The 18407-nt window shown below is 58.6% G+C and carries 13 protein-coding genes; 7 read left to right on the top strand and 6 right to left on the bottom strand.

Features of this window, described 5'->3' with window-relative positions:
• The first annotated feature begins 287 nt into the window (after window positions 1–287).
• Entirely contained in the window at window positions 288–2180 is a 1893-nt protein-coding gene (mrdA, locus tag AACY18_RS22675) for a penicillin-binding protein 2 (protein ID WP_339466188.1), read from the top strand.
• A 117-nt stretch (window positions 2181–2297) separates the two neighbouring features.
• On the opposite strand, the gene AACY18_RS22680 is transcribed toward mrdA, so the two are convergent.
• Complete coding sequence (locus AACY18_RS22680; protein WP_339433405.1) at window positions 2298–2702, bottom strand: lysozyme inhibitor LprI family protein; 405 nt, start codon at window positions 2700–2702, stop codon at window positions 2298–2300.
• A 56-nt stretch (window positions 2703–2758) separates the two neighbouring features.
• A complete protein-coding gene (locus tag AACY18_RS22685) occupies window positions 2759–3679 on the bottom strand; it encodes an ADP-ribosylglycohydrolase family protein (RefSeq protein ID WP_339433404.1) in 921 nt (306 codons plus the stop codon).
• A gap of 173 nt (window positions 3680–3852) precedes the next feature.
• On the opposite strand from AACY18_RS22685, the gene AACY18_RS22690 reads away from it, so the two are divergent.
• A complete protein-coding gene (locus tag AACY18_RS22690; protein ID WP_221733243.1) occupies window positions 3853–4341 on the top strand; it encodes an SRPBCC family protein in 489 nt (162 codons plus the stop codon).
• Window positions 4342–4727: 386 nt separating this feature from the next.
• Here AACY18_RS22690 and acnA read toward each other — a convergent pair whose 3' ends face one another.
• Window positions 4728–7469, bottom strand: coding sequence for an aconitate hydratase AcnA (gene acnA / locus AACY18_RS22695; protein ID WP_339466189.1), 2742 nt, complete (start codon window positions 7467–7469; stop codon window positions 4728–4730).
• A gap of 221 nt (window positions 7470–7690) precedes the next feature.
• Here acnA and rlmM point away from each other — a divergent pair, with 221 nt between their 5' ends.
• Both rlmM and tusA read left to right on the top strand, forming a co-directional pair.
• Window positions 7691–8764: a 23S rRNA (cytidine(2498)-2'-O)-methyltransferase RlmM gene (gene rlmM / locus AACY18_RS22700; RefSeq protein WP_339433402.1), complete on the top strand. Its 1074-nt coding sequence runs from the start codon at window positions 7691–7693 to the stop codon at window positions 8762–8764.
• A 67-nt stretch (window positions 8765–8831) separates the two neighbouring features.
• Window positions 8832–9083, top strand: coding sequence for a sulfurtransferase TusA (gene tusA, locus AACY18_RS22705; protein WP_339433401.1), 252 nt, complete (start codon window positions 8832–8834; stop codon window positions 9081–9083).
• Window positions 9084–9211: 128 nt separating this feature from the next.
• On the opposite strand, the gene AACY18_RS22710 is transcribed toward tusA, so the two are convergent.
• Window positions 9212–10621 carry an MATE family efflux transporter gene (locus tag AACY18_RS22710; protein WP_339466190.1) on the bottom strand — a complete coding sequence of 470 codons (1410 nt, stop codon included), beginning with the start codon at window positions 10619–10621 and terminating at the stop codon, window positions 9212–9214.
• A gap of 159 nt (window positions 10622–10780) precedes the next feature.
• On the opposite strand from AACY18_RS22710, the gene pdxB reads away from it, so the two are divergent.
• Window positions 10781–11923 (top strand): 4-phosphoerythronate dehydrogenase PdxB, encoded by a 1143-nt coding sequence (pdxB, locus tag AACY18_RS22715; RefSeq protein WP_339433399.1) that lies wholly within the window; start codon window positions 10781–10783, stop codon window positions 11921–11923.
• A gap of 96 nt (window positions 11924–12019) precedes the next feature.
• On the opposite strand, the gene AACY18_RS22720 is transcribed toward pdxB, so the two are convergent.
• Window positions 12020–12199: a PA1571 family protein gene (locus tag AACY18_RS22720; RefSeq protein ID WP_339433398.1), complete on the bottom strand. Its 180-nt coding sequence runs from the start codon at window positions 12197–12199 to the stop codon at window positions 12020–12022.
• Between the two features lie 258 nt (window positions 12200–12457).
• Here AACY18_RS22720 and AACY18_RS22725 point away from each other — a divergent pair, with 258 nt between their 5' ends.
• A complete protein-coding gene (locus AACY18_RS22725) occupies window positions 12458–14239 on the top strand; it encodes an ABC transporter transmembrane domain-containing protein (RefSeq protein WP_339433397.1) in 1782 nt (593 codons plus the stop codon).
• 81 nt (window positions 14240–14320) lie between these two features.
• Here AACY18_RS22725 and AACY18_RS22730 read toward each other — a convergent pair whose 3' ends face one another.
• Window positions 14321–16249, bottom strand: coding sequence for a transglycosylase SLT domain-containing protein (locus AACY18_RS22730; protein ID WP_339466191.1), 1929 nt, complete (start codon window positions 16247–16249; stop codon window positions 14321–14323).
• A 214-nt stretch (window positions 16250–16463) separates the two neighbouring features.
• On the opposite strand from AACY18_RS22730, the gene AACY18_RS22735 reads away from it, so the two are divergent.
• Window positions 16464–18386, top strand: a complete 1923-nt coding sequence (locus AACY18_RS22735; RefSeq protein ID WP_339433395.1) for an ATP-binding cassette domain-containing protein — start codon at window positions 16464–16466, stop codon at window positions 18384–18386.
• The last annotated feature ends 21 nt before the right edge of the window (window positions 18387–18407 follow it).

The following is an 18407-nucleotide window of genomic DNA, read 5'->3' on the forward strand; positions in this document are numbered from 1 at the left end:
AGTGAAACGATGCATCGCCGATGGTAGTGTGGGGTTTCCCCATGTGAGAGTAGGTCATCGTCAAGATTAAATTCCGAAACCCCAATTGCGAAAGCAGTTGGGGTTTTGTTTTGCCCGCAGGAAAGTTTTCAGGCCCGTTGATCCCCTAGCTGTTACAAGAGCTTCTGTTGGGGGAAAAACGTTATGAAGTGACCGGGCAGTTTTTGGTATGGTGCAGCTCTTTTTTTCACGGACTGATGCCATGCCTAGGGAGCGGCACTCATTTATGTCAAAGAGTTGCTGTGGAAATGCCTGAACCAATCCCGATCAAGGATCACGAGAAAGAGACGCGGCTGGTCAACAAAAGGTTGATCGCCTGCGCCTTTTTCGTCTTCGTCATTAGCTGTGCGCTGGTGGTGCGCCTTTACATCCTGCAAGTAGTCGAGTTCGACTACCACTCAACCATTTCAGAAAACAACCGCGTCCATGTTTTGCCGATCCCGCCCACACGCGGACTGATCTACGACCGCAATGGCGTGCTATTGGCAGATAACCGTCCCAGTTACAACCTGAGCATCACTCGCGAACGTGCCACCAACGTCAATCAGGAGTTGGACGAGGTTATCAATCTCTTACACCTACCTGCGGAAGATCGGACGGTATTCGACAAGGCGCTGAAGCAGTCCCACCACCCGTTCACCCCGGTAACGCTGTTCTATGAGCTGACGGAAGAACAAATCGCTGTGTTGGCGGTCAATGAGTTCCGTTTGCCTGGCCTGGATGTAGAGCCACAGTTCGTTCGACATTACCCATTCGGCATGCACTTCGCTCACTCAATTGGTTATGTCGGCCGCATCAATGAAAAAGAATCCAAGACCCTCGACTCGGAGGAATACCGCGGCACCCAATCCATCGGCAAAACCGGTATCGAACGCTTCTATGAAGCGCAACTGCACGGTCACGTCGGTTATGAGGAAGTGGAAACCAACGCTCAAGGCCGAGTGCTACGGGTACTCAAACATACAGATCCCGAGCCGGGCAAAAACATAGTCCTGAGCCTCGACGTCAAATTGCAGGAAGCTGCCGAAGCTGCTTTGGGGGATCGCCGCGGTTCCGTCGTGGCGCTTGATCCGAGCAGTGGCGAGGTGTTAGCCATGGTCAGCAACCCGAGTTTTGACCCTAACCTGTTCGTTACTGGCATCAGCTCCAAGGAGTATTCGGCGCTCCGTGACTCCATTGATCGGCCGCTATTCAACCGTGTACTTCGAGGCTTGTACGCGCCGGGCTCGACGATCAAGCCGGAAGTCGCGATCGCCGGTCTCGATGCGGGCGTTGTCACGCCGCAGACCCGCGTGTTCGATCCGGGCTACTACCAACTCCCGGACTACGATCACAAGTACCGAAACTGGAACCACAGCGGTGACGGTTGGGTCGACATGGACGCAGCGATCATGCGCTCCAACGACACCTACTTCTATGATCTGGCGCACAAGCTCGGCATTGATCGCCTGCACGACTACATGGCAATGTTCGGCCTGGGTGAGAAAGTCTCGCTGGATATGTTCGAAGAATCCCCCGGTCTGATGCCATCTCAAGCCTGGAAGCGCGCGACACGGCGGCAGGCCTGGTACCCGGGCGAAACGGTCATCCTCGGTATTGGTCAAGGCTACATGCAGGTCACACCTTTGCAACTGGCGCAGGCGACCGCGTTGATCGCAAACAAAGGCGTGTGGAACCGACCGCACTTGGCCAAGACTGTCGATGGTGTGGCACCGGTCGATGAGCATCCGATGCCGAATATCGTGCTCAAGGACCCGCGCGACTGGGAGCAGGTCAACCACGGCATGCAGATGGTGATGCACGCTCCCCGCGGCATTGCTCGCGCGGCGGCAGCAGGTGCGCAATATCGAATCGCCGGCAAGAGCGGCACGGCACAGGTGGTGGCGATCAAGCAAGGTGAGCGCTATAACCGTGAGAAGACCCTCGAACGCCACCGCGACAATGCCTTGTTCGTCGGTTTTGCGCCGGCTGAAGATCCTAAGATTGCGGTTTCGGTGATGATCGAAAACGGCGAAGCCGGTGGTCGTGTCGCCGGTCCCGTGGTACGGCAGATCATGGACGCCTGGCTACTTGATCAGGATGGTCATCTTAAGCCGCAATACGCCGCGCCGACCAAAGCACCGGGCAATCCGCACGTTTAACCGGCAGCAGCTAGACAGCACAGGCTCTCGCAGGCTGAGCATGTGCTGGAAGCTGTCGAGCAATACCGTTTCCGCGCGGCGGCACAGTTATTGCGCAAAAAATCCTCACTACACGCATCAGGCCCCGGGGACCGGGCAACCCATGTCACCTTCTTCACACTTCAAATATTGCTTCAGCGCCTCAACCCGGACTTTGGTCACGGCCGTCATGCAGCTACTGTAAATCAGCGGGTAAACGCTGCCGCCCGCCACCCCGGATGACGAAAACGCGCACTCGGCATCGCGAAACCCGATCCACGCCCTTTGCGCATTGACCAACAGCTTCTTGCTATCCGGATTGTCCTTCAAGCGCCCGGTGATCTGCTGATATACGGTGTTCAGTTCTTTGTCCGCCGCTTTGAAGTCCTGGCCGGCGCATTGATTCATCGTTGCCTGATCGCTGGCGTTGGCACAGTCGACGGCGGCGTGGGCGAGGGGGGTGAACAGAAATGGCATCAGGGCCAGGAGCAGGCGTGGGGACATGGGAGTTCTCGTTATATCGGATGAAAGTGCAGAGTAGTGTAGCGACTGCGTGGTTCCTATTCAGGTGCTCGTTGTCTGGAGGCTTCAAGCAAGCGGTCTGCGGTCGCTGTAATCTCCTCGCCTTCATGCAGCAGTTCCAGCCATTTGGCAGGAATGGCCCCGACGCCGTAGAAGGCACCGGCCAACTGGCCAACGATCGCGGCGGTGGTGTCGGCATCATCGCCCAGATTCGCGGCTTGCAGGATCGCCTCTGAAAAACTGTCGGTGTGATGAAAGCACCACAATGCTGCTTCCAATGACTCGACGCTGTAGCCGCTACCGCGTATTTCGTTTGCCGGTTTGTCGAGGTATTCACCTCGGGCCAGCGCAACGACTTTGGGTTGTGTGAAGGTCGTGAGGGCGTGCTCGAGCAAGATGTTTTTCGCTGTTCCGAGCAGGGTTTTGCCGATCAGTTCGGCAAATAGTAAGCAGCATTCGATAGCTTCAGGCGCTGCATGGGTTGTTCGCGAGCTGTCGGCGGCAAACTTTCGCACCAGTTCAACGTCAGGAAAGTAAAACAGCACCACCGGTGCCAGCCGCATCAGGGAGCCATTACCAGCGGTGTGCGGGTCGGTTGATCCAGCAAAGGGTTCACCTGTTTGCTGATAATGCGAGAGCGCCTGACTGACGGTCATGCCAATATCAAAACATTCGCCGGTCGAACTGAGGTAACCCCATTTCCACCAGTTGAGATAGCGGCCCATCTGGTCTGTGGCATCGAAACCGTTTTTACTCAGCAGACTTTCCGCCAGGCACAGAGCCATCGATGTGTCATCCGTCCATTGCCCCGGTTTCAAGTGGAAAGGACCACCACCGAGCATGTCAGTCAATGGTTGGAATGAACCGCGCGGTTTGAACTCAACCGTGGTGCCGACCGCGTCGCCGCAAGCCAGGCCCAGCAGGGCGCCGCGATAACGTTCGGTGAGGGATGGCTGCATGACTCTTCCTTGCTTCGTTCAATTCCCGGGAAAAGGTATCAGTTTCAACCGTTCAGAGGCGCTTGAAACGCTGCCGGATGTGTCATTGCAGATGAACCGCTGCACTGCTTTGATACAACTTCAGGTTGGACATGTGGTCATACAAGCCTACTGTTCAGAACAGGAGGTGACGTATGAAACCAGTACCCAATAGTTTCGAACGCAAAATCACGCTCAGGGCGCCACGTTCTCATGTCTGGCGTGCATTGGTCGATGCCGAGGCGTTTGGCCAGTGGTTTGGGGTGGCACTGGAAGGCAGGCGTTTTATTGCCGGCGAATGGACGCAAGGGCAAGTCACGTATCCGGGTTTTGAGCACGTTTTATGGAATGTGCTGGTCGAGCGAGTCGAGCCGCAGCAACTATTTTCATTCCGCTGGCATCCGTATGCGGTCAATCCAAAGATCGACTATTCCCAAGAGCCCACCACGCTGGTCAAGTTTGAGCTGCAAGATTACGAGGAAGGCACCTTGCTGAAGGTGTCAGAGTCAGGTTTTGCGCACATTCCGGATATTCGTCAGAAGGAGGCTTATTACATGGACAGCCGTGGCTGGGAAGAACAGTTGAGCCGCCTTGAACACTTTCTTATCGACAGTGCCAGGGCTCGTCAGGGGGCAGGTGGATGAGGTTGGGGGTGTTGGCTGCTGTATGGTTTCTGCCGGAATACGCCTATGGGCCGCTGAAAGTCGAACACATTGCGGATTTGAAGCCCCGCGCCTGACACGTCTAAGGGTTTTCGGAAGGGGTCGTATAGCGAATGTCCTACACGCGATGGTAGCTATGTCGACTATTACCGATTGGATCCCACGCGTAATCTACACACATCAACTGAAGCACAGGGAGTACTTCAGGATCACGGATGATCGACCATTGCAAGGATCGCTGCCGACAGGGAGTCGATAATGGTCTTGGGAAAAACCCGCTTCGGCGGGTTTTTTTTCGTCCGTAAAAAAGTGCCGGTATGACCCACTGTGGGGAGAGAGCAAGCTCCCCCCAGCAGGTACGGTGTGGATCAAGAGGCGATAAGCTGCCGCAGCACGTAATGCAGGATCCCGCCCGCCTTGAAGTACTCCACTTCATTCAAGGTATCGATGCGGCACAGCACGTCGATTTTCTCCTGCTGCCCGTCTTCACGGGTGATCACCAGCGGCAGATTCATCCGCGGCGTCAGCTCAATGCCACTCAGGCCCTTAATCTCGAAGGTTTCCTTGCCGGTCAGGTGCAGGTTCTTGCGGTTTTGATCGAGCTTGAACTGCAGCGGCAATACGCCCATGCCCACCAGATTGGAGCGGTGGATGCGCTCGAAACTTTCGGCAATCACCGCTTTGACGCCCAACAGGTTGGTGCCTTTAGCCGCCCAGTCACGGCTGGAGCCGGTACCGTATTCCTGTCCGGCAATCACCACCAAGGGTGTTCCCGAAGCCTGATATTTCATGGCCGCGTCGTAGATCGCCAGTTTCTCACCCGTGGGCATGTAGATCGTGTTGCCGCCTTCTTCACCGCCGAGCATCTCGTTGCGGATGCGGATGTTGGCAAAGGTGCCGCGCATCATCACTTCATGGTTGCCGCGCCGCGAGCCGTAGGAGTTGAAGTCTCGCGGTTCCACGCCTTTTTCGCGCAGGTAACGCCCGGCCGGGCTGTCGGTCTTGATGTTGCCGGCAGGGGAGATGTGGTCGGTGGTCACCGAATCGCCGAGCAAAGCCAACACCCGCGCGCCTTTTACATCCTTGATCTCTGGCAGTGGGCCAGAAATCTCGTCGAAAAACGGCGGATGCTGGATGTAGGTCGAATCGTCCTGCCACACATAAGTTGCCGCTTGTGGCACCTCGATGGCTTGCCACTGTTCGTCGCCGGCAAACACTTCGGCGTATTCCTTGTGGAACATCGCGGTGTTGACCTGATTCACCGCGTCGGCGATTTCCTGGCTACTCGGCCAGATATCGCGCAGATACACCGGATTGCCTTGTGGATCATTGCCCAACGGTTCGCTGCTGATATCGGTACGAACAGTGCCGGCCAGCGCGTAAGCCACCACCAGCGGTGGTGAGGCCAGCCAGTTGGTTTTCACCAATGGATGCACCCGACCTTCGAAGTTGCGGTTGCCGGACAGCACCGAAGCGACAGCAAGGTCTGCTTTCTGAATGGCTTTCTCGATCGGCTCTGGCAGCGGGCCGGAGTTGCCGATGCAGGTGGTGCAACCGTAACCCACCAGCGAAAAGCCAAGCTGGTCGAGGTATTGCGTCAGTCCCGCCGCCTTGTAGTAATCGGTAACCACTTTCGAGCCCGGCGCCAGCGAACTCTTCACCCACGGTTTACGGGTCAGCCCCTTCTCCACGGCTTTTTTGGCCAAGAGCCCGGCGGCCATCATCACACTCGGGTTTGAGGTGTTGGTACACGAGGTGATGGCGGCGATAACCACCGCGCCGTTTTTCAGTCGATAGGTGCGCCCCTCGTATTCGTACTCCGTTTCGCCGATGAGATCGGCATTGCCCACGGCCACGCCGCCGCCACCTTCGCTTTCAAGACGTCCTTCTTCTTTACTGGTGGGTTTGAATTGCAGGTCGAGGAAGTCGCTGAAGGCTTGCGCAACGTTGGGTAATGAAACGCGATCCTGCGGTCGTTTTGGCCCGGCGAGGCTCGCTTCGACGCCACCCATGTCCAGCGCCAGGCTGTCGGTGAACTCCGGCTCCTGACCGGGTAGACGCCACAACCCCTGAGTCTTGGTGTAAGCCTCGACCAGTTTCACCACGTGCGGGGGGCGTCCGGACAGGCGCAGGTATTCCAAGGTCACGTCATCGACCGGGAAGAAACCGCATGTTGCGCCATATTCCGGAGCCATGTTGGCGATGGTCGCGCGGTCAGCCAGCGGCAGGTCGGCGAGGCCGTCGCCATAGAACTCGACGAATTTGCCCACCACACCTTTCTTGCGCAGCATTTGCGTGACGGTCAGCACCAGGTCGGTCGCGGTGATGCCTTCCTTGAGTTTGCCAGTGAGTTTGAAACCGACCACTTCCGGAATCAGCATTGACACCGGTTGCCCAAGCATCGCCGCTTCGGCTTCGATCCCGCCGACACCCCAGCCCAGCACGCCAAGGCCATTGATCATGGTGGTGTGGGAGTCGGTGCCCACCAGCGTATCAGGGAAGGCATAGGTACGACCGTCTTCATCTTTGGTCCACACCGTGCGGCCGAGGTATTCGAGGTTGACCTGGTGACAGATCCCGGTGCCCGGCGGCACCACGCTGAAGTTGTCGAAAGCGCTCTGGCCCCAACGCAGGAAGGCGTAACGCTCACCGTTGCGCTGCATTTCGATGTCGACGTTCTGCTCGAAAGCGCTGGCGGTGGCGAATTTGTCGACCATTACCGAATGGTCGATCACCAGGTCCACCGGCGACAGCGGATTGATCCGCTGCGGATCACCACCGGCCTTGGCCATGGCGGCGCGCATCGCGGCGAGATCGACCACGGCCGGTACACCGGTAAAATCCTGCATCAATACCCGGGCCGGGCGGTACTGGATCTCGCGGTCGGAGCGGCGCTCCTTGAGCCAGGCGGCAATCGCTCTGAGGTCGGCGCCGGTGACGGTTTTTTCATCTTCCCAGCGCAGCAGGTTTTCCAGCAGCACTTTCAGCGACATCGGTAGCTTGTCGATGTTGCCAAGGCTTTTGGCAGCATCCGGCAGGCTGAAATAGTGGTAGGTCTTATCGTCGATTTGCAGTGTTTTAAGCGTCTTCAGACTATCGAGGGACGGCATTACGATCACTCCTTTGAATCCGCACGGCTACGGATCGGGGGACGAATAGAGCTTTAAAACTAGCCCTGTTTTCATTAGCTGGCTAATAACTGGACTCTATGACGAAGTCCAAGGTTCCGACATCGGCTATCATGCGCCGGTTTTCGTGACAGGCTTTGCCGCAACGCAAGGCTTGAGCATCGCGCAGGGGCCGAATGTCCGCCCTCTGCCCAGGAGTAAGAATGAACACCCTATTCATGCATTGCCGGCCAGGTTTCGAAGGCGAAGTCTGCTCGGAGATTTCCGACCTCGCCGCCCAACTCAACGTGGCCGGTTACGCCAAAGCCAAAACGGCCACCGCCTGCGCCGAGTTTGTCTGCACCGAAGAAGACGGCGCCGAGCGCCTGATGCGTGGTCAGCGTTTTGCCGAGCTGATCTTCCCGCGCCAATGGGCGCGTGGCGTTTTCATCGATCTGCCTGAAACCGACCGTATCAGCGTGATCCTCGCGCACATGGCCGATTTCCCGGTGTGCGGCAGCCTTTGGCTGGAAGTCGTCGACACCAACGACGGCAAGGAACTGTCGAATTTCTGCAAGAAGTTCGAAGGCCCGCTGCGTAAAGCGTTGACCGGCGCCGGCAAACTGGTGGAAGACGCCAGCAAGCCGCGTCTGTTGCTGACCTTCAAGAGCGGCCGCGAAGTTTTTCTCGGTATGGCGGACGCGGGTAACTCGGCGATGTGGCCGATGGGTATCCCTCGTTTGAAGTTTCCGCGTGAGGCGCCAAGCCGTTCGACACTGAAGCTGGAAGAGGCCTGGCACCACTTCATCCCGCGTGATCAGTGGGAAGATCGTCTACACAGCGACATGACCGGCGTCGATCTCGGCGCCGCGCCGGGTGGCTGGACCTGGCAACTGGTCAATCGCGGCATGCTGGTGACCGCCATCGACAACGGTCCGATGGCCGAAAGTCTGATGGACACGGGTTTGGTGCAGCATTTGATGGCTGACGGTTTTACCTTCAAGCCCAAGCAACCGGTGGACTGGATGGTCTGCGACATCGTCGAGAAACCGGCGCGTAACGCGGCGATGCTCGAAGAGTGGATCGGCGAGGGGCATTGCCGTGAGGCGGTCGTGAACCTGAAGCTGCCGATGAAACAGCGTTATGCCGAAGTGAAGCGTCTGCTTGAGCGCATTGCCGATGGTTTCAAGGCGCGCGGCATCAAGGTTGATATCGGCTGCAAGCAGCTGTATCACGATCGCGAAGAGGTCACGTGCCACTTGCGTCGGCATGACGTTAGAAAACCCAAATCCCGCTGAAGCACCACAGGGTTAGACGATATACCCGGCAATGCGCGACAATGCCGGCCAGTTTCAGGAGTGAATCATGAGTGAAATGATCGACATGCCGGTCGACGGTACCCTCGATGCCACGGGCCTCAATTGCCCGGAGCCGGTGATGATGCTGCATCAGCACATCCGTGATCTGGCACCCGGCGGCCTGCTCAAGGTAATCGCCACCGATCCGTCGACCAAGCGCGATATCCCCAAGTTCTGCGTGTTTCTCGACCATGAACTGGTTAGCCAGCATGAAGAGGCTGGTACTTACCTGTACTGGATTCGCAAGAAGCACGCCTGAGCCTCAGGCCAAACCCAATGTGGGAGCGGGCTTGCTCGCGAATGCAGTTTTTCAGTCACCTACAAGGGCGACTGAGATACCGCTTTCGCGAGCAAGCCCGCTCCCACATTTTTTTGGTTTAAGTGGACTTAGCCCAGCGAACGGCTGATTCGGATACGCTTGCGCGCACTGCGGGTCAGACGAATCGACAACATGAACGCCGCGCAACTCAGGCCGACGATCAAACCTTGCCACAAACCGCTCGGGCCACGAGGCGCGCCGAGCCAATCTGTCAGGCCGAGGGCGTAACCCACCGGCAGGCCGATGCCCCAATAGGCGAACAGGGTCAGGATCATCGTTACGCGTGTGTCCTGATAACCACGCAGCGCGCCGGCGGCGGTGACCTGGATCGCGTCGGAAAACTGAAACAGCGCCGAATACACAATCAGCATCGCGGCGATGTGAATCACCGTCGGGTCAGCGGTGTAGATCGCCGCAATCGGCTCGCGCAACAGCAACATCATGCTCGCCGACAAGCAGGCGTAGGCCAATGCGGTCCCCATGCCGACGCCCGCCGCAAAACGCGCTTCACGCGGTTCTTCCCGGCCCAGAGCCTGGCCCACGCGCACGGTAACTGCCATGCCCAGTGAGTAAGGAATCATGAACACCAGCGAGCTGGCGTTGAGTGCAATCTGGTGCCCGGCCACCACGGTAGCGCCGAGGCTGCCGATCAGTAGCGCGATGACCGCGAAAATGCTCGACTCGGCAAACACGGCGATACCGATCGGCAGGCCGATCGCCAGCAGACGTTTGATGACCGCCCACTGTGGCCAATCGAAACGGCTGAACAGTTCGCTTGAACGATAGGCTGGCGCCCAGCGCTCGTAACCGGCCAGCCCCAGCGCCATCACCCACATCACGATCGCCGTGGCCCAACCGCAGCCGACGCCGCCCATGGCCGGCACGCCGAAGTGGCCGTAGATGAAGATGTAGTTCAGCGGGATATTGAGCGCCAGGCCGCACAAGCCCAACACCATCGCCGGCCGCGTGCGGCCCAGGCCATCACTGAAGCAGCGCAGTACATGATAAAACGCCACCGCCGGCAGCCCGCTGGCGATGCCGTGCAAATACTGCATGCAAGGGCCAATCAGCTCGGGATCGACGTTCATCAGATGCAGGATCGGCTCGGCGCCGAGCAGCATTACGGTCGCAATTAACCCTACTGCCAACGCCAGCCACAATGCCTGTCGCACAACCGGGCCGATCTCGCTGTGAGTGCCGGCGCCGAAGCGCTGGGCGACTTTCGGCGTGGTCGCCAGCAGGGTGCCGGTCATCAGCAGGAAGACCGGTACCCAGATCGAGTTGCCCAAGGCCACCGCCGCCAGATCCCCCGGGCCGACGCGACCGGCCATTACCGTGTCGACGAAACCCATGGCCGTGGTTGCCAGTTGCGCGATGATGATCGGCAACGCCAGGGCGAGCAGGTTTTTCATCTCCAGGCGAACCCTGGCGGGACGGGTGAGGGCGACGGCGACAGGTTGGTCAGTTACGGAATTCACAGGCAAAGCGTCCACAGATATTGATGCGCAGGGCGCCGCATTCTACGCCGCTGACGCCTTGGTCAGGAAAAATCCTCTGTTACGGATTTGTAAGCGCAAAGCCTGCTGGCCCAACCGCCTGTCTGCACCTAAACTGCCGATCCGCCAAAGGAGCCCGCCATGCTGATTGTTGCCGACGAAAATATTCCGTTGCTCGATGCTTTTTTTGCCGGTTTCGGTGAAATCCGCCGAGTTCCAGGCCGTTCCATCGACCGTGCGACGGTTGAACAGGCCGATGTATTGCTGGTGCGTTCTGTGACCAGCGTCAACCGTGCCTTGCTCGAGGGCAGTAAGGTGCGCTTTGTTGGCACCTGCACCATAGGCACTGATCATCTGGATCTTGAATACTTCGCCCAAGCCGGTATCACCTGGTCGAGTGCGCCCGGCTGTAATGCCCGGGGCGTGGTCGATTACGTGCTTGGCAGCCTGATGACGCTGGCCGAAATCGAAGGCGTCGATCTGGCTCAGCGAACCTTCGGTGTGGTGGGTGCGGGCGAAGTCGGTGGTCGACTGATCACGGTCCTTAAAGGTCTGGGCTGGAACGTGAAGGTCTGCGATCCGCCGCGTCAGTCCGCCGAGGGGGGCGATTACGTCAGCCTGGAGCAGATCATCGAGCAATGCGATGTGATCAGCCTGCACACGCCATTGACCCGCAGCGGTGAAGGGGCGACCTGGCATCTGCTCGATCAACAGCGTTTGCAGCAACTCAAGCCCGGTGCCTGGCTCATCAATGCTGCCCGTGGCCCGGTGGTGGATAACGCCGCGCTGCGCAAAGTGCTGCTGACGCGTGAAGACCTGCAAGCAGTGCTCGATGTCTGGGAGGCAGAACCGGAGGTCGATGTGGCACTGGCCGAACTCTGCGTACTGGCCACGCCGCACATTGCCGGGTACAGCCTCGATGGCAAACAGCGCGGGACGGCGCAGATCTATCAGGCGTACTGCGACTTTATCGGGCAGCCTGCGAGCATCCAGCTCAGTGACTTGCTGCCTGCCCCGTGGTTGTCGCAAGTCACCTTGCAGGCCGACAGCGATCCTGCCTGGGCGTTGGCGATGTTGTGCCGTGGCGTGTACGACCCACGCCGCGACGATGCGGATTTTCGCCGCAGCCTTGTAGGCAATCTCGCTGAACAGCGTGCGGCATTTGATGTGCTGCGCAAGCAATATCCGGTTCGGCGCGAGATTGAAGGGTTGAAGGTGCGGATTGAGGGAGATTCGCCTGTATTGCGGCAGATCGTGGCGGCACTTGGAGCGGTTGCGGTCTAGGGCACCGAACCGGCCCGTTCGCGAGCAAGCTGCGGTCTGACAGCCACGCATAAAAAACCCGGCCAGAGGGGCCGGGTCAGGAAGACAGTGGCTATATCACTTTTGTTCGGCAGGCTTGATCAATCGCTTCTCCAGCTCGCGGCAAGCGTCCTGGATCATGTCTTCAGTGATCGGTACTTCACGCCCGTCCTTATCAATGATCGAACAACCCAGAGTCTGGCCGGGCTTGGTGCGGATCACTTCAATCTTGTCATTGCTGCTGTGTTGCAAGGACATGGCCTGTCTCCTCATCAGGTTGTGTGCCTAGGTTAGAACCGCCACGTGACCGGGCTGTGACAATCCCCTGAGCTTTATCGGGGGCGGCATCTCCACTCAACCAGAAATGACCGTTCGTCTCAACCGGGACTTTAGACCAATAGTCTCTAGGCCCTAGTCGTCACGGGCATATTTAACCTGACTCATTGTGATTTACAGAGTTCCACCCCATTTGAGTATGTAGGCTGGCCCTATTCAACAGCACAGACGTGAACCTCAATGATCCCGATGCTTTCCTCTCGACACCGGCGCGCCTTGCGTCTGACCAGTCGTTTTCTCGCCCCTTATCGCTGGCCGGCCTTCGGCGCGCTGCTGGCGTTGATCGTGACGGCCGGTATTACCTTGTCGTTGGGGCAGGGGATCAAACTGCTGGTCGATCAGGGGTTCATGACCCAATCACCGCACTTGCTCAACCAATCCATAGGCATATTCATGCTGTTGGTGTTGGGCCTGGCGGTCGGCACCTTTGCCCGGTTCTATCTGGTGTCGTGGATCGGTGAGCGAGTGGTGGCAGACATCCGCCGGCAGGTGTTCAACCATTTGGTTTACCTGCATCCGGGGTTTTACGAGGACAATCGCAGCTCGGAAATCCAGTCACGCCTGACGGCTGACACGACTCTGCTGCAGTCGGTGATCGGTTCGTCGTTGTCGCTGTTCCTGCGCAACTTGCTGATGGTCATCGGCGGGGTTGTACTGCTGTTCATCACCAACCCCAAACTCACCAGCATCGTGGTGATCGCCTTGCCGCTGGTGATTGCGCCGATCCTGATTTTCGGGCGGCGCGTGCGCAATCTGTCGCGGCAGAGCCAGGACCGGATTGCCGATATCGGTAGCTACGTGTCCGAAACCCTCGGGCAGATCAAAACCGTTCAGGCTTACAACCATCAGGCGCAGGATGAACAGCGCTTTGCGACGACGGTTGAGCAGGCTTTCGAAACGGCCCGCAAGCGAATCTTCCAGCGAGCGTGGCTGATTACTCTGGTCATCGTGCTGGTGCTCGGCGCTGTAGCGGTGATGTTGTGGGTCGGCGGCATGGATGTGATTGCCGGGCGGATATCTGCCGGTGAACTGGCGGCGTTCGTCTTCTACAGCCTGATTGTCGGCAGCGCTTTTGGCACATTGAGCGAAGTGATTGGTGAACTGCAACGCGCCGCCGGTGCCGCTGAACGGATTGCCGAATTACTACGCTCGGAAAACATCATTCAACCGCCAGCGACGGGTTTGGTGACCTTGCCGGCGCGAGTAAAAGGCGAACTGGAACTGCAGGATGTAAGGTTTTCCTACCCCTCGCGTCCGCAAAGCTACGCCGTCGATGGGTTGAATCTTACCGTCAGAGCTGGCGAAACTCTGGCGCTGGTGGGGCCATCCGGTGCCGGTAAATCCACGGTGTATGACTTGCTGCTGCGCTTTTACGATCCGCGCGAAGGCCTAATTCTGCTGGATGGGGTGCCGTTGACCAGCCTCGATCCGCTGGATCTGCGTCGCTGTTTTGCTTTGGTCTCCCAGACGCCGGCGCTGTTCTTCGGCAGCGTGGAGGAAAATATCCGCTATGGCTGCCCATCGGCCACGCTGGAACAAGTCAAGGAAGCGGCCCGAATTGCCCACGCCCATGACTTCATCGAACAAATGCCTGATGGCTATCAAACCCATCTGGGTGATGGCGGTCTTGGACTTTCCGGTGGTCAACGCCAGCGTCTGGCCATTGCCCGGGCGTTGTTGGTGGATGCGCCAATCCTGCTGCTGGATGAAGCCACCAGCGCACTCGACGCGCAAAGTGAACACCTGATCCAGCAAGCCTTGCCCAATCTCATGCACAACCGCACCACACTGGTGATCGCCCACCGTTTGGCCACGGTGAAGAACGCCGACCGGATCGCCGTGATGGACCAGGGCAAACTGGTCGCGGTAGGGACGCATCAGGAATTGATTGCCAGTAATCCGCTATATGCACGGCTGGCGGCGTTGCAGTTCAACGATGGCGTGCAGGTGATGAGCGACTAAGCACCGACACGGTCGAGCGCTATGAAAAATGCCCTTATCTCGCGATAAGGGCATTTTCTTTACCGGGTGTGATCTGCGTGATCACTGACCATCAAAATACCGTTCATGCCAATCCACCAGCGGCTGGGGCGAGTTGAGCTTCTGGCCGTAGATCACCGAATAAGACAACACGTTCTGCACGTATTGGCGGGTTTCGTCGAACGGAATGCTTTCGACCCAGACATCGAAGCTCAGGTGATCAGCACCACGCAACCACTGGCGTACACGGCCGGGACCGGCGTTGTAAGCGGCAGAAGCGAGGACGCGGTTGCCGTTGAACTGGCTGTGCACCTGACTCAGGTAAGCCGCGCCGAGTTGGATGTTCTTGTCCGGATCGAGCACCTGCTTCGGCGAGGCCAGCGGAATGCTGAACTTGCGCGCGGTTTCCTTGGCGGTGGCTGGCATCAGTTGCATCAGACCGCTGGCGCCAACGCCTGAGCGGGCGTCGTCCATGAAGGCGCTTTCCTGGCGGGTGATCGCGAACACCCAACTCGAATGCAGCCCGCGAACCTTGGATTCACGCACAAGGGTATTGCGGTGGGCCATCGGGAAGCGGATGTCCAGATCGTCCCAGTATTTCGCCTGACTGATGGTGCGGATTGCCGGGAAGTACCATTTCAGGTCATAGGCCAGTTTCGCCTGGGCGACCATTTCGTCGCGATTGAAGTGGCGGCTGACGTAATACCACTCGCGACGGCCGTCGACGATCTGTCCCCGTGCGTGGAATTCCAGCGCACGCCGCACGCCGGGGGTGTTGCGTACTTTGTTGATCAGCGCCTGACTGAGCACTAAAGGTTTGTTGTTCAGCGAATACGGCGACTGTGAGCGGTCAGCGGCAAGAAAGCCGTAGAAGTCGCGCTCCTGGGCCAGGCTCTTGTAGAGGTGCTGCACTTGCGGGTTCTGCGGCTGTGCCAGTTCCAGGCTGCGGGCTTGCCAGTAGCGCCAGCGATTGGTGGTGGCCAGGTCCTGCGGCAAGCGACGGGTCAATTGGTAAGCGTCGTCCCAGCGCGCCAGACGCAGCAGCAGGCGCAGGCGCCATTCGGAAACCGTGTTGTCACGTAGCTCCGGGTCGTATTTGGTCATCACGTCCAGCGCTCGACTGTCGAAGCGCCGGGCCAGGGTCAGGCCGATTTCCCGCGCGATCGCGACTTTTTCATCGCGGGAGAAGTGCATGCTGCTGGCGTAGCCGTCGAGCAAGGCCATGGCTTTGTCAGGGTCTTGGCGGGCCAGGCGGCGCAGGCCGAGGCTGACCACGTCGGACATCGGTTCGTCGGCGGGGGTAAAGCGTGATGGTTGATTAAGTAACTCGGGTTTTTGCGCCACATCCACCAACAAACGACCGCGTGGGGCGAGGGTGGTCAGGCCTTTCACCAGGCTGTTGGCCAATGCAAAGTTGCGGGCCTGAGCTGCAAGCTTGGTGCGCTGCCAGCGTTTTTGCTCGGTCAACTGACCGTCAGCGGCCCAGATGCCAAACAGCGCATCACACGCAGCAGGTTGCGATTTGCCCGTGAGCCAGAGCTTGTCCGCGTTGGCGTATCCCTCGGCTTTTTGGTTATGGCTGATCTGGTACTGCGCATTGAGGCAGTCCAGTTCGGTGAAATTGAGTTTCGGGTCGTAATACTTGACGAAGGTTGTCCAATCGCCACGGTCGGCGAGCCAGCGCAACCAGCGCAGCTTCATCCAGTTGGCCTGGGGCAGGTCGCCGTGCTCGGCGAGGAATTTCTCGATTTCCGCGTTGCTCGCGGTTTTCAGGCGTGCGGTCAGCTCGTCGTAAGCCAGATACGGTTCCAGCGGATAATCAGCCAGGGCCTGGCTGTAACGCAAATACGGACCGGTGTCGCCCTTGGCCAGGGCGCGTTTGGCTTCATCGTAATACTGGCGTTGGGTGGACAGGTCCACCGCCTGGGCGGATTGAACGGCAGCGGCGGTAAGTAGGAAACAGGAAAAAACACTGAAAAGGCGACTGCGCATGAGACATCCGGGCAGAGAAATCATGACAAGTGCTGACCTCGATCAGCACTGAATTGTCTGTAGCTTAGCCTTTTGCCAGCAAGCGGCGAAAGCTTTGCGGGCCTTACAGCACAAGTTCGCAACAAATGTTGTGCAGAGTGCTTCGACAGACAAATTGCCGGCCTGCTGAAGCCCTAACTCAGGTAGAATGCGCGCCCGGTTTTTGGAGAAGCTCATGACCCTGCTCAAATTCAGCGATGTGTCCCTTGCATTCGGCGCGATGCCGTTGTTGGACAAGGTGTCCTGGCAGATCGCCCGTGGTGAGCGGGTGTGCATCATCGGCCGCAACGGCACTGGTAAATCCAGCATGATGAAACTGGTCAAGGGCGACCAGAAGCCCGATGACGGCTCGGTGTGGCGTGCCCCCGGTCTGAAAATCGGCGAATTGCCGCAAGAATTGCCGGTGGCTGACGAGCGGACGGTGTTTGACGTGGTGGCTGAAGGCCTCGACGGTGTTGGCGCCTTGCTCGCCGAGTATCATCACCTGAGCCAGAACATCGTCACCGATGCCGATCTGGACAAACTGATGCACGTTCAGCACGACCTCGAAGCCCGTGACGGCTGGCGCTTGCAGACCCTGGTCGACAGCACACTGAGCCGCCTGCAATTGCCGGCTGACAAGACCCTTGCCGAATTGTCCGGTGGCTGGCGTCGTCGCGTGCTGCTCGCGCAGGCACTGGTGTCCGAACCCGATCTGCTGCTGCTCGACGAACCCACCAACCACCTGGACATCGGTGCAATTGCCTGGCTCGAAGAAGCGCTGAAAGATTTTCAGGGCGCCGTGCTGTTCATCACGCACGACCGTTCCTTTCTGCAAAACCTTGCCACGCGCATCCTCGAACTGGATCGCGGCGGCCTGATCGACTGGAACGGCGACTACGCCAGCTTCCTCGTCCACAAAGAGGCCGCGCTGGCTGCTGAAGAAACCGCCAACGCGCTGTTCGACAAGCGTCTGGCTCAGGAAGAAGTGTGGATCCGTCAGGGCATCAAGGCGCGTCGTACCCGTAACGAAGGTCGCGTTCGCGCCCTGAAAGCCCTGCGTGTCGAGCGCAGCGAACGTCGTGAGCGTACCGGCAAGGCCAATATCCAGCTGGAAACCGCCGACAAGTCTGGCAAGCAAGTGATGGTGCTGGAAAATGTCAGCTTTCATCACCCGGACGGCCCGTTCCTGATCAAGGACTTCTCGATGGTGCTGCAGCGCGGCGACCGTATCGGTTTGCTTGGCGCCAACGGTACCGGCAAGACGACCTTGCTCAAGCTGATGCTCAACGGCCTGCAACCGACCAGCGGTAAAGTTGAAGAGGGCACCCGGATCGATGTGGCTTACTTCGATCAATTGCGCCATCAGCTGGATCTGGAAAAGACCGTGATCGACAACGTCGCCGAAGGTCGCGACTTTATCGATATCGATGGCCAGAGCCGTCATGTGCTGAGCTACCTCGGCGACTTCCTGTTCAGCCCGCAGCGTGCTCGCACGCCTGTCAAGGCGTTGTCGGGTGGTGAGCGTGCTCGCCTGCTGTTGGCAAAGCTGTTCAGCAAACCAGCGAACCTGTTGGTACTCGACGAACCGACCAACGACCTCGACGTGGAAACCCTTGAGCTGCTCGAAGAGGTGCTGCTGACCTTCAACGGCACTGTACTGATGGTCAGCCACGACCGGGCATTCCTCGACAACGTCGTCACCAGCACCCTGGTCTTCGAAGGCGAAGGCAAGGTGCGCGAATACGTCGGTGGTTATCAAGACTGGATTCGTCAGGGCGGCTCGCCGCGTCTGCTGGGTGTAACCGAGAGCAAGTCGGGCAAGGCTGACCTGAACTCGGCGGTGGTGACGGCTGAGCCGGCTCCCGTCGCAGCGCCTGCCGTTGCTGCCCCTGCTGCAAAAAAGAAGCTGAGCTACAAGTTGCAGCGCGAACTGGAAGCGTTGCCGGGTGATATTGACGCCAAGGAGCAACAAATCGCTGCCGTAGAGGCCGAAATGGCCGAAGCCGGTTTCTATCAGCGTCCTGCGGCAGAGACTGCCAAGGTGATTGCCTCGCTTGAGCAATTGCAGGCCGAGCTGGATGCACTGGTGGAGCGTTGGGCCGAGTTGGATGCCTGATTGATCCAGATGTAAAAAAGC

The organism is Pseudomonas sp. EA_65y_Pfl2_P74 (genome assembly GCF_963970575.1).
Classification (GTDB): Bacteria; Pseudomonadota; Gammaproteobacteria; order Pseudomonadales; family Pseudomonadaceae; genus Aquipseudomonas; species Aquipseudomonas baetica_A.

Coding starts and splice junctions, on each gene's coding strand:
- mrdA (WP_339466188.1), top strand. CDS start 288: ATGCCTGAACCAATCCCGATCAAGGATCACGAGAAAGAGACGCGGCTG.
- AACY18_RS22680 (WP_339433405.1), bottom strand. CDS start 2,702: ATGTCCCCACGCCTGCTCCTGGCCCTGATGCCATTTCTGTTCACCCCC.
- AACY18_RS22685 (WP_339433404.1), bottom strand. CDS start 3,679: ATGCAGCCATCCCTCACCGAACGTTATCGCGGCGCCCTGCTGGGCCTG.
- AACY18_RS22690 (WP_221733243.1), top strand. CDS start 3,853: ATGAAACCAGTACCCAATAGTTTCGAACGCAAAATCACGCTCAGGGCG.
- acnA (WP_339466189.1), bottom strand. CDS start 7,469: ATGCCGTCCCTCGATAGTCTGAAGACGCTTAAAACACTGCAAATCGAC.
- rlmM (WP_339433402.1), top strand. CDS start 7,691: ATGAACACCCTATTCATGCATTGCCGGCCAGGTTTCGAAGGCGAAGTC.
- tusA (WP_339433401.1), top strand. CDS start 8,832: ATGAGTGAAATGATCGACATGCCGGTCGACGGTACCCTCGATGCCACG.
- pdxB (WP_339433399.1), top strand. CDS start 10,781: ATGCTGATTGTTGCCGACGAAAATATTCCGTTGCTCGATGCTTTTTTT.
- AACY18_RS22720 (WP_339433398.1), bottom strand. CDS start 12,199: ATGTCCTTGCAACACAGCAGCAATGACAAGATTGAAGTGATCCGCACC.
- AACY18_RS22725 (WP_339433397.1), top strand. CDS start 12,458: ATGATCCCGATGCTTTCCTCTCGACACCGGCGCGCCTTGCGTCTGACC.
- AACY18_RS22730 (WP_339466191.1), bottom strand. CDS start 16,249: ATGCGCAGTCGCCTTTTCAGTGTTTTTTCCTGTTTCCTACTTACCGCC.
- AACY18_RS22735 (WP_339433395.1), top strand. CDS start 16,464: ATGACCCTGCTCAAATTCAGCGATGTGTCCCTTGCATTCGGCGCGATG.